Origin of the sequence: Sorangium sp. So ce124, from assembly GCF_051525235.1 — a bacterium.
Taxonomy (GTDB): Bacteria; Myxococcota_A; Polyangia; order Polyangiales; family Polyangiaceae; genus Sorangium; species Sorangium atrum.
In genome coordinates this window covers 6,782,041-6,805,275 of the sequence record NZ_CP150312.1, presented here as the reverse complement: position 1 = coordinate 6,805,275, position 23,235 = coordinate 6,782,041, and the positions used below count along the sequence as shown (strand labels likewise).

The following is a 23,235-nucleotide window of genomic DNA, read 5'->3' as shown; positions in this document are numbered from 1 at the left end:
GAGGTGCTCCCTCATGGCCAAGCCTTCGACTCCCATCAAGAAAATGCCGGCTCCCAAGAAGCCCGCAGCCCCGCCCCAGGCGGCGGCGGCGTTCGACAGGGCTCTCCCCGAGATCGAGGGGCTGAGCCCGGATCGGCTCATCACCATCAACCTCGATATCCCCCGCGCGGTCTCCCAGGTGCTGGGCGTGCTGCCTGGCCTCCTCGCGTTGCGCCCCGCCATCGCCGAGCAGCTCCAGAAGCACGACATCGCGCGGCTCGACCGGCTCGAGACCTATGCGCTCGCCGCGTGGCACGCGCACCTCGTGTACCTGTCCAGCAGAGACCCCGAGAGCGCGCTGAAGCCGCTCCTCGCAGAGGCGGTCCCCCTCCGCGAGAACCTGCTGAGCGACGCCGAGGCGCTCGCCCGTCGCGGCCTGCTCGACGCGGAGACCGTGGCGGAGATCCGCGCGGGACAAGGGCACATCGATACAGCCAACGACCTCGTCGCGCTCTCCGCGCTGTTCAGCGAAAGCTGGTCCGAGATCGCGACCAGGACGGCGGCGACCGAGGAGGAGGTGAAGCGAGCCGGGGAGATCGGGCCGCAGCTGCTCGCCACCCTCGGCGTGAGAGAGCACGGCGCAGGGCCCGGGCCGACCGAGGCCGCGGACAGGAGGGCGCGCGCGTTCGCGCTGCTCGTGCACGCCTACGACCAGACTCGGCGCGCCGTCGCCTACCTGCGGTGGGACGAGGGAGACGCTGACACGATCGCGCCGTCGCTCTACAAGGGCCGTGGCCGCGCGGCGTCGTCCAGCGACACCGCCGCTGCGCCGGAGGACGCCGCGCCGTCCGGCGCCGCGGCGCCGGCACCGCTTGGCACTGGGCCTGCTGTGGCACCGCGTGGCACGGCGGCGCCGGCGGCGCCCGGCGCTGCGCCGGCGGGCACGACGGCACCGGCGGCGCCCAGCGCAGCGCCCAACGGCGCACCGTCGATCAGCTAGCTGGCTGACTGGCTACTCTGCAAGCGTCTTCACACGGTCAGGGGACGATGCAAGGCGGTGTAACGCGCATGCGGCGTCCGCCTACCGTCTTCCTCGAGGGCGGCGCGGGCTCCGGGGGGATCCTGACTCCCATCACTCGATCGACGAAAGGAACCATGACCATGCTTGCTCAACCGAAACGCCCGCTCGCGGCAGCGCGCCGGAGGCACCTCGGCCTCAGTAGAAATCGTATCTGGCGCTCAGGGCAGGCATGAAGAGCGGGAAGAGCGGGGCCGTGAGGGGCCCGCCCGGAAACCAGGCCGAGGCGGCGTGATCGACCCCAGCCGCGGTGTCGACGAGCACCCGCTGGCTCGACGGCGGCCTCGGCACGGCGATGAGCAGGGGCACCTCGAGCCCCAGGGCGAGCTCGACCCGCCTGGCCAGCCGTACGCCGGCGCGCACCTCGGGCGCGACGTACACGAAGCGCGCCGCCGCGCTCTGCTCGAGCGGGCCGAACGACAGCGCGCCGCTCGTCGACGCCCGCGCGCTCGCGCGCGACCCCGCGACCGCGCCGAACAGCCCGCCGGCGCCCAGCCGCGCGTGGAGCAGGAGGCGCTCGCCCGACGAGTACCCGATCCAGGCGCCGAAGAGCGCGCCGCGGATCGCTGTCGTGTCGTCGACGCGCACCGAGTACGACGCCCCGTTGACGGCCTCGATCTCCGCGATGCGCCCGCGGACAGCTTGCTGCACGCTCAGATAGCCCGCCGAGGCGCCGAACGAGAGGTGGTCGATGCCGTACCCTGCGTGGGCGATCAAGCTGACGCCAGACCCGAGGGGGTTGCTGCAGGGCTCCACGCACCCCGTCGGCGTATCTCCGCCGAACGACACCACGAGCGGCGCCGCGGCGCTCACCTCGGCGAGCAAGCGGGGCGTACTGCGCGGGCCGCGCTCCTCGCGGTCGTCGATGGACCCGGCGCCTCGCGCCGGCCGGACCCGGCGTGCGTCCGGCCCCTCCCTCGTCGGCTCGGCGATTTGGAGCGTGCCCGTCTCCTGGAGCCGGATCAGCCGTGCCGTCACCTGGACCGTCTCCCCGCCGTCCACGTCGAGGCGATGCTCGAACGGCTGGTACCCCGCCTTGACCACGCGGACGGTGTGGGGGCCGCGAGGTACGCGCAGGGGCGCGCCGAGCGGGAGCTCGCCGCGCGGTACGCCGTCGAGCAGGACCGTCGCGCCCGGCTCGGCGCCCGCGATCCCGATGGCCCCGACGGCATTGTAAAGGAGCTTTACCACCAGCAGGATATCGCGCTTGTCCTCGCCCTTGAGCCTCTCGGAGAACTCGTGCAGCGCGCTCTCGTACAGCTCGATGGCCTCCAGGTAGCGCTCGAGCTGGATGAGACACGCGGCGGCGTTGGTCGTCCCGTTCAGCGTCATCAACAGCGAGCGCGATGTCTGGAACTCGGCGAGCGCCTCGGCCCAGCGCTCCTGATCGCGCAGCGCGATCCCGCGCTGGAAGTGCGTGCGCGCGTCCTCGCGACGCCGGGCCTCGCCGGGCGCGCGAGGCTGCGCGGCCGCGAGCGAGCCGAAGGGCGGCGGCGCCAGGAGCACCGCGGCGAGAAGGAGGAGGCCGCCACGCGCGGCGCGTGGGCGCGTCGTGCCCGGCATTGCGCGCGCCCTCATTCGAAGGAGTCTCCGGCCAGCACGCCGCTGCGCGGCTTCCCGTGCGCCTCCGCCGCCGCGCCGGTCGGGCACCTGGGGATGACCTGCGCCGCCGGGGGACAACCGCAGGCCGGACCCTCGCTCGGCCGCGCGGCGCCGAGCGCAGCGCCCAGCGCGGATTCGGGCGGCGACTCCATCGCCACGGGACCCGCCAGCACGTCGTGCTCGGCGGCGACACCGGGCAACATGGAGTCGAGCGCGAGCTCCGGCGTCTCGGCGAGCTCCGGCGCGGCGGGGTCGACGGCTTCGGCGGCCGGCGGCTCGGCGGGAGCGGCCGGGAAGAGGCCGCGCCCGGAGCGGCGCGCCGCCCGCGCCAGCGCGGCGAGATCGAGCGAAGGCGGCGAGGCGCCGGCGTCCGTGAGGGTCACGGTCGTCTCGCCGTGCTGTGCTCCCCTGGAGACGCGCACCCGGTGCGTCTGCCCGACCTTGCCCGAGAGCTCGATGACGCCGTCCCGCCGCCGCACCGGGACGCCGTCGACCTCGACCACGGCGTCGGCGGGCAGGACGAGCAGCTTCACCCGGCGTTCGCCGCCGCCGAGCCTGTGCACCGCCGATCGCGGCGTCGCGGGGGCGCCGGTCTCGACGGCGACCTCGCCGGCGGACGTCGCCGGCTCGGCTCCGCCCTCGTCGACGCCGGGCTGCCCGCACGCGCCCAGGGTCGACAGGAATAACAGCGCCGCGGTCGCGGCCATGTCGCGAGCTCTCATTGCCTCGGTACCTCCACGGGGCGCGGCGAGCGCTGGTAGGAGCGCTCGCACGCCGTGTACTGATTGCGGGCGACGGACGCGGGCTCGCCAAGGTAGGTGACGCGCACGTCCGGCGTCAGGCAATCGGTGTGCGCGGCGAGCAGCCGCTGCCTCAGCGTGTCCACGTCGGTCATCCAGGTGTGGATGCCGTTGTCCATGGCCACGGCCATGAGCCGTTGCCCTCCGTCGAGGAAGGTCATGGCGATGATCGGCGTCCGCGCCCCGAGCACGATGGGCGCGCTCGAGCGGTCCGCGCTCCAGAGGCGGACGGTGCCGTCGGCCGACGAGGTGGCCACGCGCCTGCCGTCGGGGCTGAAGAGCGCGCCCGTGACCGCGCCCTCGTGCCCGCGCAGCACGACGGGATCGCCCTCGCCGTCAGCGCTCCACACGCGCGCCGTCCCGTCCTCCGAGGCGGTGACGACGCGCTTGCCGTCGAAGCTCCACGCGCCGGCGTAGACTTCGCCGTCGTGGCCCTCGAGCACGATGGGATCGCCCTTGCCGTCGGCGCTCCACACGCGCGCCGTCCGGTCGAGCGACGTGGTCAGGACGCGCGTGCCGTCGGGGCTCCAGGCCGCGGAGGTGAGCCAGTCCTCGTGTCCGCGCAGCACGACGGGATCGCCCTTGCCGTCAGCGCTCCACACGCGCGCCGTCCCGTCGTCCGAGGCGGTGACGACGCGCGTGCCGTCGGGGCTCAGGACGGCGGCGCGCAGCTCGGCCTCATGGCCCCTGAGCACGACGGGATCGCCCTTGCCGTCGGCGCTCCACACGCGCGCCGTCCGGTCGAACGAGGCGGTGACGACGCGCGTGCCGTCGCCGCTCAGCGACGCGCTCGCGATCCAGCCCTCATGGCCCCTGAGCACCACGGGCTCGCCCTCGCCGTCGACCCTGAAGACGCGCACCGTGCGGTCCTCGAAGGCCGCGACGACGCGCGCGCCGCCTTCGGCGACGGACGCCGCATGAAAAAAGCCGAGGTTGCGACGCCGGTGCGGCATCGATCGAAGCGGCTCGGTGCTCCACACCCTCGCCGTGCGGTCGAGCGAGCGACCCCGCGGATCGGACGCGGCGGTGACGACGCGCGTGCCGTCGGGGCTCCACGCCGCGGCGCCGAGCGGCGCGCCGTGCCCGACCAGGACGAGCGGCGGGCCGCTCCCGTCCGCCGGCCAGAGGCGCGCCGTCCTGTCCGCGGAGGCGCTGGCGATGTACTTGCCGTCGGGGCTCCATGACACGGAGCTCACCGCGAGCGTGTGGCCGGTCAGGACGACCGGCTCGGCCTCGCCGTCGGCGCTCCACACGCGCACGGTCCGATCGGCCGAGGCGGTGGCCACGCGCAGCCCGTCGGGGCTCACGGCCACGTGGCTTATGCTGTCCTCGTGCCCGGCGAGCACCACCGGCGCGCTCTCGCCGGTGAGCCTGAAGACGCGCGCCGTCCGGTCGCGTGAGCCGGTGACGACGCGCGTGCCGCCGGGGCTCACGGCCACGGAGACCACCTCGCCGGTGTGCCCGCGCAGGACGAAGCTCCTGCGCTTCCCACCCAGCTCCCAGACGCGCGCCGTCCGGTCGCTCCCGGCGGTGATGACGCGCTCGCCGTCGGGGCTCCACACGGCCGCGTTGATCGGGCCGACATGGCCGGCGAGCACGATCGGCTTGCCCGTGCCGGCAGCGCTCCACACACGCGCCGTGCCGTCGCTGGAGGCCGTGAGCACGCGCGCGCCGTCGGGGCTCGCGGCCACCGCCGTGACGCCGCCGTCGTGCCCCTCGAGCACCACCGGCGTGCCCGCGCCGTCGGGGCTCCACACGCGCGCCGTCCCGTCCTCCGAGCCCGTCAGCACGTGCGCGCCTCCGGCGCTCCAGGCGGCCGCGAGGATGGCGCCGCCGTGGCCCTTCAGCACCACCGCCTGGCCGGTGCCGTCGGCGCTCCACACGCGCGCCGTGCCGTCGGCCGAGGCCGTGAGCACGCGCTTGCCGTCGGGGCTCCACGCGGCGGCGGAGAGGGCGCCCACGTGCCCGCGAAGGGTCGTGCGGAGCGCGTTCGCGGCGAGGGCGTCGCTCGCCAGCTCGATCCAGCCGCGCCGCATCGCGGGCAGCTCCACCTCGGGCAGGAGCTTCATCGCCACCGGGAGCCGGGCGCGCACCGCGAGCTCGCGGAAGCCGGCGAGGATGCTGGCGTCGTGCGCCTCGGAGCGCTTGCGCTCGGCGAGGTCTCGCAGCCGGTCGGCCTCGCGCCTGGCCCGGACCTCCGCGGCGCGCAGGCGGTCCGCGCGGAGCTTCTGGGAATACGCCACCGAGCCGAGCGACACCGCGAAGGCCGCGATCAGGAGCGACGCCACGGCGACGGCGGCGAGGCGGCGCCGCCGTGCGCGCTCCTCGGCGAGCCTCGCCTGCGCCAGGGCGCGCTCGCGCCGGTGCGCCTCTTCCTGCTGGCGCCGCTGCCGCTCTTCGAAGACCTTGCGCGCCAGCCAGTCGTGGCCGATCTCGAAGTACCGGCTCCCCTGGTGCTCCGCGGCGTGAAGGATGGCCGCGCCTTCGAGCGCCTTCAGCGTCGGCCCGAGCTCGTCCGCGGGGAGGACCCGGAGCAGCTCCTTCTCGGTGCGCAGCGTGCGGCTGCCGTCCGCCGTCACCAGGTGGTCCTCGAGCAGCCGCTGCGCCCCGTCGCGCAGCGCGCGGAGGTCGGCGAGCGTCGCCTCGAGGTACCGGCGCAGGATGGGCTCGGCTTCGGCTGCGTCGGCCGCCTCGCCCTGGTCGCGCTGCTGGAAGAGCGCGCGGCACACGATCTGCGCGTACGCCGCCTGCCCCTCGGCCTCGTCGCCCTCGGCCTGGCCGGGCACGCGCACCTGGAGCATGAGCGGGCGCATCTCCGCCGGCGTCCACGTCTGCGGCGGCTCGCCCGCGGCGGCCGCCTGGCAGACGGCCTCGCAGAGCTCGGCGACCGTGAGCGGACCGACGCGAAAGCCGTGATCCAAGATCCGGTGGTGCTCGCGCAGTCGATCGCGGAAGCGGCCGAGGTAGTCCTCGCGGAGCGACAGCACGAGGCGCAGGGTGCGGATGGGGAGCTCGGCGAGGCGGCTCACCGCGTCGAAGAACACCTCGGCCTCGGCCGCGGGGCGCGCTGCATAGAGCAGCTGCTCGATCTGATCCAGATACACGACCACGAGCCGCGGCGACCCCCGCGCGGCGCGCTGCGCTGCCGTGACCAGCGCCTCCGCGGGCGAGGTGTCGGCCGGTCGCTCGCCGAGGCCGAGGGCGCTGTACACGGCGTCCGCGAGCCAGCGCGTCGGGTCTTGAGCCTCGGGCCAGCCATCGACCCATGCCACGCGGATCGCCTGCCTCTCGATGAGCGAGGGGAGGACCGCCGCCTGCACCAGGGACGACTTGCCCGCGCCGGACGGCCCGAAGACGGTGACGCAGCGGTTGGCGAGGATGGATCCCTCGAGCCTGTAGGCCAAGTCGCCTCGCCCGTAAAAGCGATCACGGTCGGAAGCGCGGTAAGGTTGCGGACCTGGAAAGGGGTTCTGCATTGCGGGGCAGCGAGAGCGAGTAACAGATGAATTCGGCGCGAACACCTTATTGGTTCTTAAGGATCCAAAGGTTGCTCCGGGGCTCGCGATCGACCCGGGTGTGGCGCGCTCCCGGGGGGCGCGCATTTGTCGGGCGACTCCGAGCGGGTCACCCAGCGGCGGAGGTCGATGTTCACCGTCCCCAGGAAGGCTCCCTTGAGCACGCGGACGTTGTAGGTGACGCCGGGCGCCGTCTTCTGCGCCTTTCCCCACGCGCCGAGGGTGCCGCCGAGATCGACCGACGCGCCGCCCTCGCACGAGAGCTTCCCCTTCCAGGCCGCGCCGCCGGTGTCGAGCGCCGCGACGTTGAACGAGCACGCATCGAGATCGCAGACGTTGCCGGGACCCACGGCCGCGCGGGCGCAGTCCTTCTTCTGGTAAACCACGCTGAAGCACTCGGGGTAGTCCGCGAAGAAGAGAGAGGTCCCCTGGAGCCTCCGGCCCGACGTGCTCGACGCGCTCACGGCGGTCCCCCCGAGCGAGGAGGCGTCGATCGCCAGGGTCGCCGCGACCGCCTCCTCGGCCGCCACCTCGAGCGTCCCCGCCTTGATCGCGCGCGTCAGCACCCTGACGTAGCTGGTCCCGGTGTCGGCGAACAGGCTGGTGCACGCGCCGCTCGCGTCGAGGTACACCGCCGAGAGCCTGCTCTCCACGAGGTCCGTCAGCGTGACGCTCGCGCTCCGCTTCGACGACACGCCGGCCGAGGAGGCGACCTTGACGGCAGCGCCGAAGTCGCCGGACAGCTTCCCGTCGAGCACGTCCCCGTAGTGGAGCGTCACCTTCGACCAGCTCGGCGCCGCGGCGCCCTGGTCGCCGTCGAAGCAGGCGTTGGTCTCGGGCTGGTCCCCGAGCAGCCGGCGTCCGAGGCTCGCGGAGCCGCTCGCCGGCGTCCGCGCGCGGTAGTCCGGCGCGAGGTCCTTGATCGCCTTGTCGAGCGTGACCGTCGCGGTGCTCGCGCAGGCCGCGACCGGGAGCGCGGTCAGCGCCGCGATCGCGAGGCGGAACGGTGAGCGGTTTCTGTCATCGTCAATCTTCACGGTGGATCTCCTTCGAGCGCGCCGTGGCCGCGGTCAGGGCGAGACGGCCGAGAGGACGTCCTCTATCTCGCCGGCGAGCTGGTCGACGTCGGCCGACGCGTCGTTGGCGAGCCAGTCGACATCGTCCTTCCGACGGTAAACCTCGGCGCGGATCCGTGGGACGACCACGAGCTCTTCGTCCTGGGTGAGCTCGTCGGCGAGCAGGGTGACGGAGAGCTCGCACACCTTGATGCTGCCCTCCGGTTCGGGGATCCGCAGGGTCACCGAGGCCGTGGCGCGCTCGGCGTCGAGGCGCGCGGCCGCGCGGCCCTCGAAATGGACGGACAGGGCCTTGCCCACCGACCGCAGCAAGGCCTGTATCGCGCGCCTCGGTGGTTCGCCGGGGCCGAGCCGTATACAAAAAGAGACGCCCACCGTCACCGACGACGAGCCGCCGAACGCGATGGGCTCATCCCGATTCATGTGTTCTTTCGCTGGCACGGGCATACCTGCCATGAAACGGACGACGCCGCGGTTTGTCAGCTCAAGAGGCGTCAGAGCGCGTGCTCGCCCGAAAGGGCGCGGGTCGTAAGGACGGCTGCGGTATCAGCCACCATGCGAATCATACACGATAGTTTTTCCGGTGGTGTCGATGAGCGCAAAGGAGTAATCGGAAGGGCAACTGATAGACTTTGCCTTCGGAAGCAAGTCCAGTTGGGTCCACCAGGTGGGTGCGCCCTGATACATCCACGTATTGCCGGCTGAATCGAGGCTATAGAACGTCATGGAACCTACAGACGCCACCTGGACCAGGGTTCCACTGGTATGGTCGTTGGGGATGGGGGAGGTCCAGCTGTTGGTTCCGAAGCTGTACTGGCACATGTTTCCAGAAGTAGTGAGTCCCATCAGATACCAATTCCGCCCCGGTGAGTTCCAGAAGGCACTCACCTGCTTCATCCCGCCACCGTTGAGCGTGCTCCAGGAATTCGTGCTCGCATTGTACTGCAAGACGTTGCCTGCAGCATTGACCCCCCAGACCCCAGACCCGTTGTTGACCCCAACGGCCACCTGAACCAGCGAGCCGGGCATCTGGACCCAGGGGTTTGTTCCGTTGTACTTGTACACGTTGCCCGCCGCATTGACTCCCCACACCGTCCCATCAGAGGAGGCGCTCACCTGGACGAGCGAGCCAGGGATCTGCGTCCAGCTGCTTCCGGTGTAACGGAAGATGTTCTGGGCGCCATCAACCCCCCAGATAGTGGGGCGGCCTCCAACAGGGTAAGAGACGGCGGAAATCTGAGTCATGGTCGTGCTGAGCGTGAGGGGCATGATTTCTGTCTCCTTTGTCCATTCTGCGCCAGGCCCGTCGAGCGGATCGCCCCGATGGGACGGTGCTTCGAGGCCGCGCGGACGACGCCATCGTCCTTCCGTCGGTGCCATCTCGATATCGGTCGTACCCGCCGTCGGTCGCGCTGACAACTTAAGCTATTTTAATGCGCCTCGGATCCGGCGGCGTGGCCGGGCGTGTCGCGCGGGCGTTCGCTCAACCCGCCTTCCCCTGCTTGGCATACTCCTTCCGGATGCCCTGCAGGAGGTCTTCCACCGTGAGGGGGCGGCCGCCCTCCCTCAAGGCCTGGAGCGAGGCGTAGCGGATCACGTTCATGATCGCGCCCCCCGCGAGCGCGTGCTCGCGCGCGATCTTCTCCAGGTCCACGGCGCCGTCGAGCCTCGCCCTGGGCGAGAGCCCCTGCCGCCACAGCCGCGCGCGCTCCTCGGCGCGCGGCATCGGAAAGTAGATGATCGACTCGAACCGCCGCGCAAAGGCGTCGTCGAGGTTGTCGCGCAGGTTGGACGCCAGGACCGCGAGCCCGTCGAAGGTCTCGATGCGCTGGAGGAGGAACGAGACCTGCTGGTTGGCGTAACGGTCGTGCGCGTCCCGCGTCTCGCTGCGCTTGCCGAAGAGCGCGTCGGCCTCGTCGAAGAACAGGATCCAGCCCCTGCGCTCGGCCAGGTCGAAGACCCGGCCGAGGTTCTTCTCCGTCTCGCCGAGGTACTTCGACACCACCAGGGAGATATCCACCTTGTAGACCTCACGGCCGGTGGACTTGCCGAGCAGGCAGGCGGTCATCGTCTTGCCCGTGCCCGGCGGGCCATAGAAGAGGCTGCGGTAGCCGGGGCGCAGCTTCCCGGCCATGCCCCAGTCCGCCATCAACGTCTCTCCGTGCTCGATCCATGTCTCGATCTCCTCGAGGTGCTTGCGGGTGCTGGGCTGCAGCACCACGTCCTCCCAGCCGAGGCGCGTCTCGATCCGCTGGGCGGGGAAGCCGGGCCCGCAGCCGAGCCGCCGCGGCTCGCCGGTGGTGAAGCGACAGAGCAGCTCCTCCGAGATCCGGAGGGGAGCCTTCATCGGCGTCACCTCGTCGCCGCCCCCGGGCCTGAGGACATCGTGCCTGGCGAAGAGGTGCTCTGGATCCAGGAGGAGCTGCACCGAGAACCGGACCGCGAGGTCGTCACCGCCGAGGAGGAACGCCAGCGTCTCGGCCGTGGGCAGGAGCTCGCCGTCGGAGCTGAGCCGGGCGCCGCCGAACTCGGTGAGCCTCCGGTCCACGGCCGCGTCGCGGCCGAAGCAGACGTCGAGGAGCTGCGGCCGCAGGTGCGGGACCAGGGCGAGCACCAGGGCGAGGCGCTCGACGAAGGAGAGCTGATGGCGCCGCACGAAGCCGGCGTACTCGGAGCTCGACCCGCCGAGGTCGGGCGGCGCGATGTCGAGCACGCTCCGCTCGGTCGCATCCTCGCCGAGATGGATCTTGACCCGCGCCTCCAGGACGCTGCGAAACCAGAATAGCTCCCGCTCGAGGTCGGCGGCGTTCTCCACGATCTTGGTCATCCTTGCCATACCGATCGAGCCGCGGCGCTCCTCCTCGCTCCAGAACCGCTGCGCGAAGGGTGGCACGAGACGCACAGGCCACGCCGCAAATACGAGGTTTCTTAAGATAGCTTAAGTTGTCAATGCGGCCGGCCGCGGGTACTACCGGTGTCGAGCTCGGCGCCGGCGGGGGACCCATGACGTCGCCCGCGCAGGTCGAGGCGCCGTTCTATCGTGGCGATCCGCTCGACGCCGCCTGACGCTCAGGCGTCGCGCCGGGGACGCCCTGACCCCAAGTCTTCGAGGATGAGAGCCCATGGGAGCGGGACAAGCTCAGGGCTCCAGGAGCCGTCAGCCGTGATCAGCGAACTCCTCGTCTTGCTCAGGAACACGGTGAACGAGCACCTGACCGCGAGCGCGGGCTGGCGCGGCCCGGTGCCCGACCAGGGGCCAGTCGCCTTCCTCGACAGCGAGGCGGCGGACAGCCTCGAGCTCAAGCTCGGAGCCGTCACGCTCCTCCTCGTCAACCTCGAGGAGGATCACACGCTCCGACCGGCCGACCCATTCCGGGTGACGCTGCCGGACGGCACCACGCAGCGCGTCCAGCCGGCGATCCAGATGAACGCTTATGTCCTCTTCGCCGCCCGCTTCAAAGAGTACGAGCAGGGCCTGCGGTGCCTCTCGCTGATCCTGCAGTTCTTCCAGGGCCGCCGGGTCCTCGACCACGAGAACACGCCGGCGCTGAGCGGCAGGATCGAGCGGCTCACCATGGAGCTCCTGACGCTCCCCCTCTCCGAGCTGAACCAGCTCTGGGGCGTGCTCCGGAGCGCGTATCAACCCTCGCTCCTCTACAAGGTCCGGATGGTCGTCTTCCAGGACGAGGACGGCCTCGGGGCGCCGCAGATCACCGAGCCGGTGCTGAGGATCCACCAGTGAAGCACGCCGCGATCATCGAGGTGCTCTTGCGGCACGCGTACTACGCCGATCTCCGGTGTCCGGACCTGTCGATCGAGCCGAGCGACGCCACGGCGCGCCTGCTCCGCGATCATCGCTGTGATTGGCGATCGAGCCCCCAGGGCGTCCGGGTCCTCTCTCCGCTCGACCCCGCGGGACAGCCGTTCCTCCCGCTGCCGGGGGACGCGGCGCTGCTCTTCTACCTGGCGGTCCGGGGCGGCGACTTCGACGTCGTCACCGATCTCGCCAGCCTCCGCGGGCGACCGGCGCCGGTCTTCACGGACGCCGGCGCGGGGACCGACGGCGAGCTGCGGCTCGCCCCCGACGACCCGGCGCGGCCGCGGCTCCCGCCGGGCGTCCTCGCCGTCGTCGAGATCCGCCCCGGGAGCGCGCCGCGGCCCGCCCGCTTCCAGGTCAGCTTCCCGGCCAGGCAGGCGCGATGGGCCTATTACTGCGTCACCGACCTGGCGCCTGCCGCGGGCGAGCTCGCGGTGGTGGACGCCTCGCCCGACGCCGCCGGCGCGCTGCGCTTCAGCGCGGTGACGCTCGAGCCGACGGACCCGGTCGCGGCGCAGATCGAGCGCCGGTATCCCGGGATGCGCTGCGCGTGCTTCGTCTCCGACCAGCCCGTCGCCGCTCGCGCAGAGCCGAGGAGGAGCCTCGAGCTCCGGCTCGGCCCCGACCGCGTGGCGGGGCCGCTGCCCAATCCGTCGATGCAGAGCGCTGCAGAGGAGGACCTGCTGTTTCAGATCATCAAGTATCGAGCGCAGTCGTTTCAAACCCCCTGAGATCGAGGAACAATGCCTGCTTATATGACGCCCGGTGTCTACGTGGAAGAGGTGTCGACCCTGCCGCCCTCTGTGGCGGAGGTCTCCACCGCGGTCCCCGCCTTCATAGGATATACCGAGAAGGGCCCGCCGATAGCCCAGGTGAGCACGATGCTCGAGTACGAGCAGCTCTTCGGCGGACCGAAGCGCGCGAGCTTCACGGTCACGGTGGACGCCTCGTCCCAGGTGACCGGCGTGACGCGGAGCCCCGATCCCGGGTTCCTGCTGTACTACGCCGTGAGCCACTACTTCAAGAACGGCGGCGGGAGGTGCTATATCGTGTCCGCCGGAGACTACTCGTCGCCGCCCGCCAAGGACAGCCTCGCCGACGGCCTCTCGCTGCTCGAGAAGGAGGACGAGCCGACGCTGATCGTCCTGACCGACGCCGTGAGCCTCGCCCCCGCGGACTACCACGAGCTGTGCCAGGCGGCCCTCGCCCAGTGCGGAAAGCTGGGTGATCGATTCGCGATCTTCGACGTCAAGAAGGACGCGGAGCCGGGCAAGAAGGACATCGACGTGTTCCGGGACGGGATCGGGACGAGCGATCTGGCCTATGGCGCCGCCTACTACCCGTACCTCCAGACCTCCCTGAGCTACGCGTACGCGGACGCGGACGTCACCATCCACGAGGGCGCGGCGTCCGGGATCGCCCTCGACACCATCAAGGCGAGCCAGACGGCGACCTACCAGCAGGTCAAGGCGAGGCTCGCGGCCGAGCGGGTCGTCCTCCCGCCGAGCGCGGCGGTCGCGGGAATCTACGCCAGCGTCGACCGGGATCGCGGCGTGTGGAAGGCGCCCGCCAACGTCAGCGTCGCGGCCGTCATCGGGCCAGTGCTGAAGATCACCAACGACGCCCAGGACGCCCTCAACGTCGACCCGACGGCGGGTAAATCGATCAACGCGGTGCGCGCGTTCACCGGCAAGGGGACGATCGTGTGGGGGGCGAGGACCCTGGCCGGCAACGACAACGAGTGGCGGTACATCTCGGTCCGGCGGCTCTTCATCATGATCGAGGAGTCGGCCCGAAAGGCGACCTCCTTCGCGGTCTTCGAGCCCAACGACATGACGACCTGGCTCAAGGTCAAGGGCATGATCGAGAGCTTCCTCTACGGCCTCTGGGAGCGCGGCGCCCTGGCCGGGGCCTCCCCGGCGGCGGCCTACTTCGTCAACGTGGGCCTGGGCAAGACGATGACCAACCAGGACATCCTCGAGGGGCGGATGATCGTCGAGATCGGGATCGCGGCGGTGCGACCGGCCGAGTTCGTCGTCCTTCGCTTCTCTCACAAGATGCAGGAGGCATAGGCCATGGCACTGACCAAGAGCGATATCATGACCGCGTATCCTCTCCCGTCGTACAACTACCGAGTCGAGATCGCGGGCGCCGCGGTCGGCTTCTCGGAGATCTCCGGGCTCACCATCAAGCGCGAGACGACGACCTACAAGGAGAGCCCCGTCGGCGGGGCGTCGCCCGGTCCGGTGGTGATGAACATGCCGGCGCAGCGCACCGCGCCGACGATCACGCTGAAGAAGGGCGTCGTCAAGAAGACCAGCGTCGCCACGCTCTACGCCTGGATCAGCGCGATCCAGGTGAACCAGGTCGAGAAGAAGGACATCTACGTCCGCCTCTGCGACGAGAAGGGAGACGCGGTGATCAGCTGGAAGGTGCAGAACGCCTTCCCCACGAAGCTCGACGCGCCGACGTTCACGGCCACCTCCAACGAGGCCGCGATCGAGAGCATGGAGCTGATGGCGGACGCGATCCTGATCGAAGAGGCGTAGAGCGGCGCGATGGCCCAGTCGACGGACATGCAGCGGACGAGCTACCCGCTCGCCGCGTACAACTTCCGCGTGAAGGTGGGGGAGGCCTCGATGAGCTTCACCGAGGTCTCGGGGCTCGCGGTGGAGCGCGAGCACGTGACGTACGAGCACGGACTGAGCTTCCGGGAGAGCCCCGTGATGGTGAGGTTCAACTCCAGGCGTTTCACGCCTGTCACCTGCAAGCGCGGCGCCGTCCTCGGGGCAGATCCGCTGTTCCTGTTCGACTGGTTGGAGGCGGGGGACGGCCGGCGCATGGAGGTCAGCCTCTGCGACGCGACGGGCGCGGCGGTGCTCGCCTGGAGGGTCGCCGTCGCCATCCCCGTCAGCCTCAAGGCGCCCACCTTCAGCGCCGCCACGAACGAGGTCGTCGTGGACGCGCTCGATCTGCAGGTCAGGGAGGTCTCCGTTGTCAGGCTCTGACGTTCGCGAGAGCGGCAGCCGCCTCGGTCTACGCCCCGGGCTCCGGGGCTGGAGGTAAAGCGCATGATCACGTCCATCCCGGATCTCCTCCCGCAGCGCGAGCTGGTCGCCGACTTCCGCTTCGGCGTCTTCTTCCTCGTCGGCGGCGTGGCGCCGAACCCGCTCGACATCCGGTTCAAGCGGGTGAACGGGCTCTCGGCGACGGTGAAGACGACGCCGCTCGCGGAGGGCGGCCAGAACCTCTACACCCAGCGGCTGCCCGATGGGGTCGAGTATGGCAACCTCGTCCTCGAGCGCGGCTTGATCGTGGGCTCGCCGCTGCACCTCGAGGTCGAGGCCGCCCTGTCGCTCTTCAAGTTCGCCCCGTCGAACGTCGTCGTCACCCTCTTCAACGACGCGTACGTCCCCGTGTCGGCGTGGTTCTTCTTCAAGGCCTATCCGGTCCGGTGGGCGATCTCCGACCTCGACGCCGCATCGAAGGGCGTGCTCGTCGACACGCTCGAGCTCGCCTACGCCCGGATGCAGATCCTGAGGGTGTGACCATGGCTGTGGAGATCAAGGAGCTGGTGATCCGCGCCGTCGTCGCGCCCCCGGAGGGGGCGCCGGGCGCGCGCGCCGCCGCGCCCGACGCCGCCGGGCTGGAGGCGGTGGTGGAGGCGGCTGTCAAGGAGGTCCTCCGGGTCCTCAGGGCGTCGAAGGAGAGATGATCGTGGGACTGAACCTCTTCAAGCTCGAGAAGCTCAAGATCAAGGCGTTCAAGGACGTCGGGCGCCGGCAGCCGATCGGGGCGCCGTTCGAGGCGATGTTCAACCCGGCGTCGTTCTCGCAGCGCTACGCGATCGCCTGGGGGGCCAAGCAGGGGGTGGGCTCGAGCGGGCCGCAGCTCTCGTACAGCCGGAGCAAGCCGAGCGAGCTCACGCTCACCCTGGTGGTCGACGGCACCGGCGTGGAGTCGATGGGGATCGCCGCGCCGGTGCGGAAGAGCGTGAAGGATCGCGTGAAGACGTTCCTCGACGTCACCTTCCGTTACAACGGGGTCATCCACGAGCCCAATTATCTCCTCGTGGAGTGGGGATCGCTGATCTTCTCCTGTCGCCTCTCCGCGGTCGACATCAAGTACACCGCGTTCGAGCGCGACGGCACCCCGCTCCGGGCAGAGATCGAGGTGACGCTGATCTCCGACAAGGCCGCCAAGGCGCGCGCCAGGGAGGAGGGCAAGACGTCGCCGGATCTGACCCACAGCCGGATCGTGCGCAGCGGGGACACGCTGCCGCTGCTGACGAAGGACATCTACGGCTCTTCCGCCCGCTACCTGGACGTGGCGCGGTGGAACCGCCTGGACGACTTCAGGCGCCTGATCCCCGGCCAGGAGATCTTCTTTCCGCCGCTCGCCGACCTGGGCGCCGGCACCGCCGGGGAAGGGTAGTCGACGCCATGCCCGCGGTGACTCCCACCATCCTCAGCGACGGCAAGCCGATGGACCCGGCCTACCAGCTCCTCTCCATCGACATCCGGCGAGAGGTCGACCGGATCCCCCGAGCGGAGCTGCGCGTGCTCGACGGCGACGCCGCGCAGCAGGCGTTCGCCGTCAGCGATACGGGCTTCTTCGCGCCGGGGGCGAAGATCGAGATCAAGCTCCGGTACGAGGGGGAAGAGGACCAGCGCGTCTTCAAGGGGATGGTGGTGCGGCACGGGGTGGAGGCGAGCGGCGACGGCTCCGTCCTGGTGATCGGGCTCAAGGACGCCGCGGTCAGGCTGACCGGAGCGCGGCGGAGCGCCGTGTTCCGGAAGATGACCGACGGCGCGATCGCGAAGCAGCTGATCGAGGCGGCGGGGCTCGAGGTCGGCACCATCGCCGAGACGAGGCCGGAGCACGCGGAGATGGTGCAATACCACGCCACGCCGTGGGACTTCATCCTCGCGCGGGCTGGCGCGCTCGGCCTCCTCGTGGTCGTCGAGGACGGCAAGGTCTCGCTCCGGAAGATGGCGATCGAAGGCGCGCCCAGGCACCGCTTCGCCTATGGCATCACCGAGATCTTCGACGTCGAGATCGAGGCCGACGCCGAGCACCAGTACCGCGCCGTGGAGAGCGTCGCCTGGGACGTGAAGGAGCAGAAGCCCACCCCGGCGAGCAAGGCGAAGAGCGTCCGCGCCACCCAGGGGGACCTCGACGGGGGCAAGCTCGGCGACGCGGTCGGCAACGGCACCTGCACGCTCTCCCACCCGGTCCCGGTCGCCGCGGAGGAGCTCCAGGCCTGGGCCGACGCCCGCATGGCGAGGAGCCGGATGGCGCTGCTCCGCGGGCGCATCGCGGTGCCGGGCTTCGCCGGCATCAGGCCGCTCGACGTCATGGAGGTCGCGGGGGTCGGCAAGCGATTCAACGGCACGACGCTGGTGACGGGGCTCCGCCACCGGGTCGACGCGTCGGGCTGGCGGACCGACGTGCAGTTCGGGCTCTCGCCCGAGGAGCTCTCCCGCAAGGAGGACATCCGCGAGGCGCCGGCGGCCGGGCTCCTGCCCGCGGTGAGCGGGCTGCAGATCGGCGTCGTCGCAGATTTCGAGGACGATCCCGACGAGGAGCTCCGGGTCAAGGTCATCCTCCCCGGGGTCGACGCGAAGCAGGACAAGGCCGTCTGGGCCCGGCTCGCCGCGCCCGACGCCGGCAAGGAGCGCGGGTACTTCTTCCGGCCGGAGCCCAAGGACGAGGTGGTGGTGGGCTTCTTCAACGACGATCCGCGCCGCCCCGTGATCCTGGGGGCCCTCTTCGGGTCGAAGAACGCGCCCCCGGACACGATGGGAAAGCCCAGCAAGAAGAACGACACGAGCGGGATCGTCACCAAGTTCGGGACGACGATACAGCTCCTCGATCCCGAGAAGAACAAGGCGTCGGTGTCCATCGAGACGGCCAAGAAGAACAAGCTGCTCATCGACGACGGCGCCGAATCGATCGTCCTCTCCGACCAGCACGAGAACTCGATCACCATGGGCAAGAACGGGATCCAGATCAAGAGCGAGAAGGGCAACGTCACGATCAGCGGCAAGAAGGTCGACATCCAATGAGCCGATCGGAACAAGAGATGAGGGCGCTCCACCTCTCGGTGACGGTGGACGAGGTGAATCTGATCCTGGAGGGGGTGGGGCTGCTCCCGTTCGCCAGGGTCTACGCGCTGGTCGCCAAGGTGCAGCAGCAGGCGAGCCAGCAGCTCGGCGGCAAGCCCGCCCAGGAGGAGCCGGATGCGACCTGAGAGCTCTTTCCTCGGTCGAGGCTGGGCCTTCCCGCCCTCGTTCAGCCGCGGCGGCGCTGACGCGGAGATGGTCTCCGGCCCCGTCGACATCCAGCAGAGCCTGCAGATCCTGGTGGGGACCTCGCCGGGCGAGCGGGTCCTTGCGGAGACGTTCGGCTGCGACCTCGCGAGCCTGGTGTTCGAGGAGCTGGATCAGGGCCTGATCAACACGATCGAGCGGCTCCTGACGGACGCGATCCTCGAGCACGAGCCCCGGATCCAGGTCGATCGGATCGACGTCGCGGCGAGCGACACCCAACCGGGCTGCGTGCTCGTCGGGGTCAACTACACCATCAGGGGTACGAACTCGCGCTTCAACATGGTCTTCCCGTTCTACCTCACGGAGGCGACCCTCCCCGGGTGGTGAGCGCGCCATGAGTAGATTCATCCTCATCGAGGGCGACAAGGCGATCTTCCTGCCCAGCTTCACGCCCGCGCTCGTCGCGCCCAGGCCTGGGGAGCTGAAGGGGAGCGGCCCGGCGACGCTGAACGGGAAGAAGCTCTGCGTCGAAGGCGACGAGGGCAAGGTCTCGGTCGCCAACTGCTCTTACGTGATTCCTGGGTACTCCATCCCGGGCACGGGGACGCTGAAGATCACCGCCCTCGGGAGCGATCAGAAGGCGAAGAAGACGAAGACCGGCGACAAGGCGGTCCTCCTGAAAGGGACCACGTTCACCGCGACGTTCGAGGTCCAGAACCCGGCGAAGCAGCCGCCGAAGGGGCCGGGGCCGCCGATCCCGGACGCTACCCTGAAGTACCAGGGCAAGGGCATGTTCACGACGACCAACAAGATCTTCAAGGGAACCTGAAAGGCAGAGCCATCCATGTCGAGCACGTCGAGAGAGCCTGCGGGCGCGGAGCGCGACGGTACGAGCCAGGCGGGGCGCGCGCTCGCCGCGCTCGATCCCGGGCACGTCTCGGTGGACGAGCGGACGTCCGCGGAGCTCCTATCGTTCGCGCGCGCCTACGGCAAGGAGCTCACGTACTACGGCGCCGGCGGCGCGCCGGAGGGCGACTGGAGCGACTTCGTCGGCTCGACGCTCCGGCCCGAGGACGTGGCGGCGTTCCTCCGGGATCCCGGGAAGTTCACCCCCGAGGCCGCGCCCGAGCTCTACCGGCCGCATTTCGTCCTCTTCCTCGCGTTCCTGCAGCTCCTCGAGAAGTCGCGGGCCGAGCTCAACACGCTGACAGGACGGCACCTCGACTTCTACTATCGCGAGGTCCTGCGGATGGCCCGGCGGCCGCCCGCCCCGGATCGGGTGAGCCTGATCGTCGATCTCGCCTCCCGCGCCCGGGACGTCCTGCTGCCCGCCGGGACGCGCCTCGACGCCGGCCCGGACAGCCTGGGACGAGCCCGGGTCTATGCGACCGATCGGGATCTCATCGTCAACCGGACGCAGGTCGGAGCGCTCAGCTCCCTCTTCATCGATCGACGGCGCGTGGGGCTCCGCGAGATCTCGAGCCGCCACGCGAACGACAAGCAGCGGGCATGCGAGGCGATGTTCGCCCTCGCGGTCGGAGACCCGCTCCCGCCCTATCCCGGCTTGTCCCGACCGGTCGACTTCGCCGAGCTGACGAGCCTCCGCGACCTCGTGAGGCGCTCGGACAGCGACTTCTTCATGTCGCCCCCCACGCTGCGCGACCTGATGAACCGGCGGAAGCTGCGCGCGGAGACGCCCTCCGAGTGGGACGATATCTACGCCGCGCTGGAGCTCGCCGGCGCGAAGAAGAGGGGCGCGCCGTTCACGCTCGCCCGGAGCTCGCGGGACCTGGAGGCGAACCTCCAGGAGGCCGTGGGGCCTTTCACCTACGGCACGCTCGCCCAGGTGAGCACCGTGGACGACCTCTACGAGTACCGGGCGCGCGGCGACGTCCAGGCGTTCATCGAGGGGACGCTGTACTTCGCGCTCGCCGACTTCGAGCGGATGATGCAGCTGAAGAGGCGGTTCGACGCCGCGTGGGGCGAGATCAACCGCATCCTCGAGAGCGCCGGGCAAAAGAGGCGGAACGACCCCGACTACCGGCTGTCGCCGGACGACGTCACGGCCTTCGCCGACAACGCGAAGGCGGCTGTCGGCACGGACGGCATCGAGGCGTACTGGGGACAGGTCCTCGCGCTCGAGGGGTACTTCTACGTGCCGGCGGAGCGCTTCGGCATCGCCATGGACGAGGTCCTCGACACGCCGCAGGACGACTGGAACCAGGTCTTTTCGATCCTCGAGGAGGCCCACCGGGAGAAGCTCCGCCAGGACCGCAGAGACGAGCTCCGGCGGCTCCACGAGGCCACGCCGCCGGCGCGGCTCGTGGACCTGATCCGGTACGTGCTGGGCGAGGCCCCGAGCCCGGACGAGGACCCCGCCGCGATGGACCGCCTCGAGCCGTACCTCGGCAAGCCGGATCTCGCCAAGCTCCAGGCGTCCGAGGCGGCGAGCGACTGGGAGGAGGTCTATGTCCTCCTGGAGATCGCCGAGCGCAATCGGCTCGGCGAGCCGCCGGCGGAGAGGGAAGAGTGGTTCAACCTGTTCCCGGCGGAGGACGCCACCGCGGTGTCCATCCGCCCGCCGGTCACCGCGGGGGGAGCGCCCGCGTGGGCCACCTTCGGGGCGGCGCGGCCCTCCTCGAGCGCGGGCCCCGCTCCGCAGCCCGTCCTCGGCTGGGCCCTTTGCTCTCCGCTGCTGGTGCTCGGCGAAGGCGAGCGCGTCATCACCCTCACCCTGGGGTTCAGGTCCGCGCGCGCCCCGCTCGAGGACCTCTTCCTCAAGGGCGGAGAGCTCCCGCTGCTCTTCCAGCTCAGCACCGCCAAGGGCTGGATCGAGTGCTCTTCCGTCGCGGTGCAGATCGGCTCGTACAAGGATCTGACCGGCACGATGCCCGAGGACGACCCCCTCGGCGCTCGATTCACATTGACCCTGCCGCCCGGCGCCGACCCGATCGCGGCGCCGCCTGCGGGGCTCGCCGCGATGGACGGCCCGTGGCCCGTCCTGCGGTTGATGCTCCGGCCGATCTGGAGCGAGGCAGACCAGAAGTACGTGGTCCGCTACCGGGAGCTCGGCGCGCTCCTGATGGTGTCCGCGCACCTCAAGGTGGAGGCCCGAGGGCTCAGGGCGATCAAGCTCCAGAGCGACGAGACGGCGCTGGACGCCACGAAGCCGTTCGAGCCGTTCGGCAGCGCGCCGGCGGTCGGATCGCGCCTCCTCATCGGCCATCGCGAGGTCGCCGGCAAGAAGCTCGACAGCCTGGCCATGAGCTTCCAGTGGATGGGGGCGCCGGCGGACCTCGCGGCCCATTACGCCAACTATCCGTCTGCCCCCTTCGCGTTCACCGCCAGGGTCAGCTTGATCGATCCGCGCGGGGAGACGGAGCTCGCCAAGGCGGCGCCGCTCTTCGGCGCGAAGAGCTCCGATCCTACGTCGATCGCCGTCACCACCGCCCTCACCGCGGCCGCGGCGGTCGACCCCCTGGCGCTCGTCGAGGGCTCCAGCGACGAGGATCTGCCGGCCTCGGGGCGCTACCTGCAATGGGAGCTGAACGCCCCGGATTTCCAGCACGGGAGCTACCCCGTGGTGGCCTCGAGCAAGGCGCTCGCCCTGTCGGTCGCCGTCGCCAGTAACCCCGCGGCGGTCGACGCCGCGCAATACCAGGTGAACCCGCCTTACACGCCGAAGCTGAAGAGCCTGACGCTCGACTACGCGTCTTCGCTGGAGCTCCGCTTCGACGGCGCGCCGCGCGCGGCGGGCGCGGATCGGGTGTTCCACGTCCATCCCTTCGGCGCCTGCGACGGGGAGAGCGCGCGGTCGAGCGCCGGCCTTCCGTTCCTGCCCAGGTACGAGAACGACGGCGAGCTCTACCTCGGCCTGCGCGACCTCGCCCCGCCCCAGACCGTCTCCATCCTCTTCCAGATGGCGGAGGGCAGCGCCAACCCGGATGTGCCGCCGCCGCCCGTCCGCTGGAGCTGCCTGAGCGGCGATCGCTGGATCCCGCTGGAGCAACATCGGATCTCGGACACGACGCGCGGCCTGATCAACTCCGGGATCGTCGAGCTCGCCCTCGACCCGGTGGAGCCCAGCACCCGTCTGCGCGGCGATCTCTACTGGATCCGCGCCGCCGTGGAGCGTGACACCCGGAGCCTCTGCGACACCATCGCGGTCCACACCCAGGCGGTGACGGCCACCTTCGTCGACAACGACAACGCGCCGGATCACTTCGCCGAGCCGCTCCCCGCCGGGACCATCACCAAGCTCAGCTCGGCGGTCGCGGAGATCGCGGGCGTGCGCCAGCCCTACGCGTCCTACGGGGGCCGGGTGGCCGAGGGCGCGGACACCTGGGCCACGCGCGTCAGCGAGCGCCTCCGCCACAAGCAGCGCGCGCTCACGGTGTGGGACTACGAGCGGCTGGTCCTCGATCGGTTTCCGGCGATTTACCGGGTCAAGTGCGTCCCGGCGACGCTCGGCGAGCCCGGGGCGGTGAAGGTCGTCGTCATCCCCGATGTCCGGAACAAGCTGCCGGCCGATCCCTACAAGCCCAAGGCGCCGACGAACCTGCTCGCGGACATCCGGGAGCACCTCGCGGCGCGGGCCCCCGCCGCCGCCTCGATCGCGGTCGTGAACGCCCACTACGTGGACGTCCGTGTCCGCCTCGGCGTGCGCTTCCGGGGAGGCGGCGATGACGCTTACTACACCCGGCGGCTCAACGACGACCTCAACCGGTTCCTCGCCCCGTGGGCCTACGCCGAGGGCGCCGACCTCGCCATCGGCGGGAGGATCTACGCCAACAGCATCGTCGATTTCGTCGAGCGCCGCCCTTATGTGGACTTCGTCGCGGGCATCAAGCTCTTCCGCAGCGACGACGGAGAGCGTTTCCAGCTCGTGCCGCCCCCGGCCGACGGGAGCGGCGCCTTCGTCGGGACGACGAGGCCCGACGCGGTCCTCACCGCGGCTCGGGAGCACCAGATCGACATCCTCCGGGACGGTCTGTACGAGGAGGCGCTCATGACGGGCATCAACTTCATGAAGCTCGAGCTCGATTTCTTCATCCACTGAAAGCCTGGGCTCACGCCCAGGCGCCCGAGGCGACGTG

General features: G+C 70.6%; 22 protein-coding genes. 15 read left to right on the top strand and 7 right to left on the bottom strand.

Annotated elements, in window-relative coordinates; all coding sequences use genetic code 11:
• Positions 1 to 13 precede the first annotated feature (13 nt).
• Positions 14 to 979 carry a hypothetical protein gene (locus WMF19_RS25360; protein WP_437901488.1) on the top strand — a complete coding sequence of 322 codons (966 nt, stop codon included), beginning with the start codon at positions 14 to 16 and terminating at the stop codon, positions 977 to 979.
• A gap of 216 nt (positions 980 to 1,195) precedes the next feature.
• On the opposite strand, the gene WMF19_RS25355 is transcribed toward WMF19_RS25360, so the two are convergent.
• The 7 genes from WMF19_RS25355 to WMF19_RS25325 all read right to left on the bottom strand — a co-directional run bounded on the left by WMF19_RS25355 (position 1,196) and on the right by WMF19_RS25325 (position 10,877).
• Complete coding sequence (locus WMF19_RS25355; RefSeq protein WP_437901487.1) at positions 1,196 to 2,620, bottom strand: PEGA domain-containing protein; 1,425 nt, start codon at positions 2,618 to 2,620, stop codon at positions 1,196 to 1,198.
• Between the two features lie 11 nt (positions 2,621 to 2,631).
• Positions 2,632 to 3,366 carry a hypothetical protein gene (locus WMF19_RS25350; RefSeq protein WP_437901486.1) on the bottom strand — a complete coding sequence of 245 codons (735 nt, stop codon included), beginning with the start codon at positions 3,364 to 3,366 and terminating at the stop codon, positions 2,632 to 2,634.
• A gap of 11 nt (positions 3,367 to 3,377) precedes the next feature.
• A complete protein-coding gene (locus WMF19_RS25345) occupies positions 3,378 to 6,935 on the bottom strand; it encodes an nSTAND1 domain-containing NTPase (protein ID WP_437901485.1) in 3,558 nt (1,185 codons plus the stop codon).
• Positions 6,936 to 6,991: 56 nt separating this feature from the next.
• A complete protein-coding gene (locus WMF19_RS25340; RefSeq protein ID WP_437901484.1) occupies positions 6,992 to 8,011 on the bottom strand; it encodes a hypothetical protein in 1,020 nt (339 codons plus the stop codon).
• A 33-nt stretch (positions 8,012 to 8,044) separates the two neighbouring features.
• Positions 8,045 to 8,473, bottom strand: coding sequence for a hypothetical protein (locus WMF19_RS25335; protein ID WP_437901483.1), 429 nt, complete (start codon positions 8,471 to 8,473; stop codon positions 8,045 to 8,047).
• A gap of 123 nt (positions 8,474 to 8,596) precedes the next feature.
• Positions 8,597 to 9,319, bottom strand: a complete 723-nt coding sequence (locus WMF19_RS25330; RefSeq protein WP_437901482.1) for a tectonin domain-containing protein — start codon at positions 9,317 to 9,319, stop codon at positions 8,597 to 8,599.
• A gap of 214 nt (positions 9,320 to 9,533) precedes the next feature.
• Positions 9,534 to 10,877, bottom strand: a complete 1,344-nt coding sequence (locus tag WMF19_RS25325; protein WP_437901481.1) for an ATP-binding protein — start codon at positions 10,875 to 10,877, stop codon at positions 9,534 to 9,536.
• 116 nt (positions 10,878 to 10,993) lie between these two features.
• Between WMF19_RS25325 and WMF19_RS25320 the strand changes: the two genes are divergently transcribed.
• The 14 genes from WMF19_RS25320 to WMF19_RS25255 all read left to right on the top strand — a co-directional run bounded on the left by WMF19_RS25320 (position 10,994) and on the right by WMF19_RS25255 (position 23,198).
• Complete coding sequence (locus WMF19_RS25320; RefSeq protein ID WP_437901480.1) at positions 10,994 to 11,116, top strand: hypothetical protein; 123 nt, start codon at positions 10,994 to 10,996, stop codon at positions 11,114 to 11,116.
• A gap of 97 nt (positions 11,117 to 11,213) precedes the next feature.
• The gene (locus WMF19_RS25315) at positions 11,214 to 11,792 is read left to right on the top strand and encodes a DUF4255 domain-containing protein (RefSeq protein WP_437901479.1); all 579 of its coding nucleotides are present in this window, start codon (positions 11,214 to 11,216) and stop codon (positions 11,790 to 11,792) included.
• Positions 11,789 to 12,598, top strand: a complete 810-nt coding sequence (locus WMF19_RS25310) for a hypothetical protein (RefSeq protein ID WP_437901478.1) — start codon at positions 11,789 to 11,791, stop codon at positions 12,596 to 12,598. The genes WMF19_RS25315 and WMF19_RS25310 overlap by 4 nt, the downstream gene beginning before the upstream one ends.
• A gap of 12 nt (positions 12,599 to 12,610) precedes the next feature.
• Positions 12,611 to 13,939, top strand: coding sequence for a phage tail sheath family protein (locus WMF19_RS25305; RefSeq protein WP_437901477.1), 1,329 nt, complete (start codon positions 12,611 to 12,613; stop codon positions 13,937 to 13,939).
• A gap of 3 nt (positions 13,940 to 13,942) precedes the next feature.
• A complete protein-coding gene (locus WMF19_RS25300; RefSeq protein WP_437901476.1) occupies positions 13,943 to 14,416 on the top strand; it encodes a phage tail protein in 474 nt (157 codons plus the stop codon).
• A 9-nt stretch (positions 14,417 to 14,425) separates the two neighbouring features.
• A complete protein-coding gene (locus tag WMF19_RS25295) occupies positions 14,426 to 14,875 on the top strand; it encodes a phage tail protein (RefSeq protein WP_437901475.1) in 450 nt (149 codons plus the stop codon).
• Positions 14,876 to 14,938: 63 nt separating this feature from the next.
• Positions 14,939 to 15,415, top strand: coding sequence for a phage tail protein (locus tag WMF19_RS25290; protein WP_437901474.1), 477 nt, complete (start codon positions 14,939 to 14,941; stop codon positions 15,413 to 15,415).
• A 2-nt stretch (positions 15,416 to 15,417) separates the two neighbouring features.
• Entirely contained in the window at positions 15,418 to 15,582 is a 165-nt protein-coding gene (locus WMF19_RS25285) for a DUF5908 family protein (RefSeq protein ID WP_437901473.1), read from the top strand.
• Positions 15,583 to 15,584: 2 nt separating this feature from the next.
• On the top strand, positions 15,585 to 16,301 hold the full coding sequence (locus tag WMF19_RS25280) for a CIS tube protein (protein ID WP_437901472.1): 717 nt from the start codon (positions 15,585 to 15,587) through the stop codon (positions 16,299 to 16,301).
• An 8-nt stretch (positions 16,302 to 16,309) separates the two neighbouring features.
• Complete coding sequence (gene vgrG, locus WMF19_RS25275) at positions 16,310 to 17,935, top strand: type VI secretion system tip protein VgrG (RefSeq protein WP_437901471.1); 1,626 nt, start codon at positions 16,310 to 16,312, stop codon at positions 17,933 to 17,935.
• Positions 17,932 to 18,120: a hypothetical protein gene (locus WMF19_RS25270; RefSeq protein WP_437901470.1), complete on the top strand. Its 189-nt coding sequence runs from the start codon at positions 17,932 to 17,934 to the stop codon at positions 18,118 to 18,120. The genes vgrG and WMF19_RS25270 overlap by 4 nt, the downstream gene beginning before the upstream one ends.
• Positions 18,110 to 18,526 (top strand): GPW/gp25 family protein, encoded by a 417-nt coding sequence (locus tag WMF19_RS25265; RefSeq protein WP_437901469.1) that lies wholly within the window; start codon positions 18,110 to 18,112, stop codon positions 18,524 to 18,526. Before WMF19_RS25270 ends, WMF19_RS25265 begins: the two co-directional genes overlap by 11 nt.
• Positions 18,527 to 18,533: 7 nt before the next feature.
• Entirely contained in the window at positions 18,534 to 18,968 is a 435-nt protein-coding gene (locus WMF19_RS25260) for a hypothetical protein (protein WP_437901468.1), read from the top strand.
• A gap of 15 nt (positions 18,969 to 18,983) precedes the next feature.
• The gene (locus tag WMF19_RS25255) at positions 18,984 to 23,198 is read left to right on the top strand and encodes a baseplate J/gp47 family protein (RefSeq protein WP_437901467.1); all 4,215 of its coding nucleotides are present in this window, start codon (positions 18,984 to 18,986) and stop codon (positions 23,196 to 23,198) included.
• Positions 23,199 to 23,235 lie beyond the last annotated feature (37 nt).

Excerpts from the sequence above, each read along its gene's own strand:
- WMF19_RS25360 (WP_437901488.1), top strand. The coding sequence starts at position 14 with ATGGCCAAGCCTTCGACTCCCATCAAGAAAATGCCGGCTCCCAAGAAG.
- WMF19_RS25355 (WP_437901487.1), bottom strand. The coding sequence starts at position 2,620 with ATGCCGGGCACGACGCGCCCACGCGCCGCGCGTGGCGGCCTCCTCCTT.
- WMF19_RS25350 (WP_437901486.1), bottom strand. The coding sequence starts at position 3,366 with ATGGCCGCGACCGCGGCGCTGTTATTCCTGTCGACCCTGGGCGCGTGC.
- WMF19_RS25345 (WP_437901485.1), bottom strand. The coding sequence starts at position 6,935 with ATGCAGAACCCCTTTCCAGGTCCGCAACCTTACCGCGCTTCCGACCGT.
- WMF19_RS25335 (WP_437901483.1), bottom strand. The coding sequence starts at position 8,473 with ATGAATCGGGATGAGCCCATCGCGTTCGGCGGCTCGTCGTCGGTGACG.
- WMF19_RS25330 (WP_437901482.1), bottom strand. The coding sequence starts at position 9,319 with ATGCCCCTCACGCTCAGCACGACCATGACTCAGATTTCCGCCGTCTCT.
- WMF19_RS25325 (WP_437901481.1), bottom strand. The coding sequence starts at position 10,877 with ATGACCAAGATCGTGGAGAACGCCGCCGACCTCGAGCGGGAGCTATTC.
- WMF19_RS25305 (WP_437901477.1), top strand. The coding sequence starts at position 12,611 with ATGCCTGCTTATATGACGCCCGGTGTCTACGTGGAAGAGGTGTCGACC.
- WMF19_RS25300 (WP_437901476.1), top strand. The coding sequence starts at position 13,943 with ATGGCACTGACCAAGAGCGATATCATGACCGCGTATCCTCTCCCGTCG.
- WMF19_RS25295 (WP_437901475.1), top strand. The coding sequence starts at position 14,426 with ATGGCCCAGTCGACGGACATGCAGCGGACGAGCTACCCGCTCGCCGCG.
- WMF19_RS25290 (WP_437901474.1), top strand. The coding sequence starts at position 14,939 with ATGATCACGTCCATCCCGGATCTCCTCCCGCAGCGCGAGCTGGTCGCC.
- WMF19_RS25285 (WP_437901473.1), top strand. The coding sequence starts at position 15,418 with ATGGCTGTGGAGATCAAGGAGCTGGTGATCCGCGCCGTCGTCGCGCCC.
- vgrG (WP_437901471.1), top strand. The coding sequence starts at position 16,310 with ATGCCCGCGGTGACTCCCACCATCCTCAGCGACGGCAAGCCGATGGAC.
- WMF19_RS25270 (WP_437901470.1), top strand. The coding sequence starts at position 17,932 with ATGAGCCGATCGGAACAAGAGATGAGGGCGCTCCACCTCTCGGTGACG.
- WMF19_RS25265 (WP_437901469.1), top strand. The coding sequence starts at position 18,110 with ATGCGACCTGAGAGCTCTTTCCTCGGTCGAGGCTGGGCCTTCCCGCCC.
- WMF19_RS25260 (WP_437901468.1), top strand. The coding sequence starts at position 18,534 with ATGAGTAGATTCATCCTCATCGAGGGCGACAAGGCGATCTTCCTGCCC.
- WMF19_RS25255 (WP_437901467.1), top strand. The coding sequence starts at position 18,984 with ATGTCGAGCACGTCGAGAGAGCCTGCGGGCGCGGAGCGCGACGGTACG.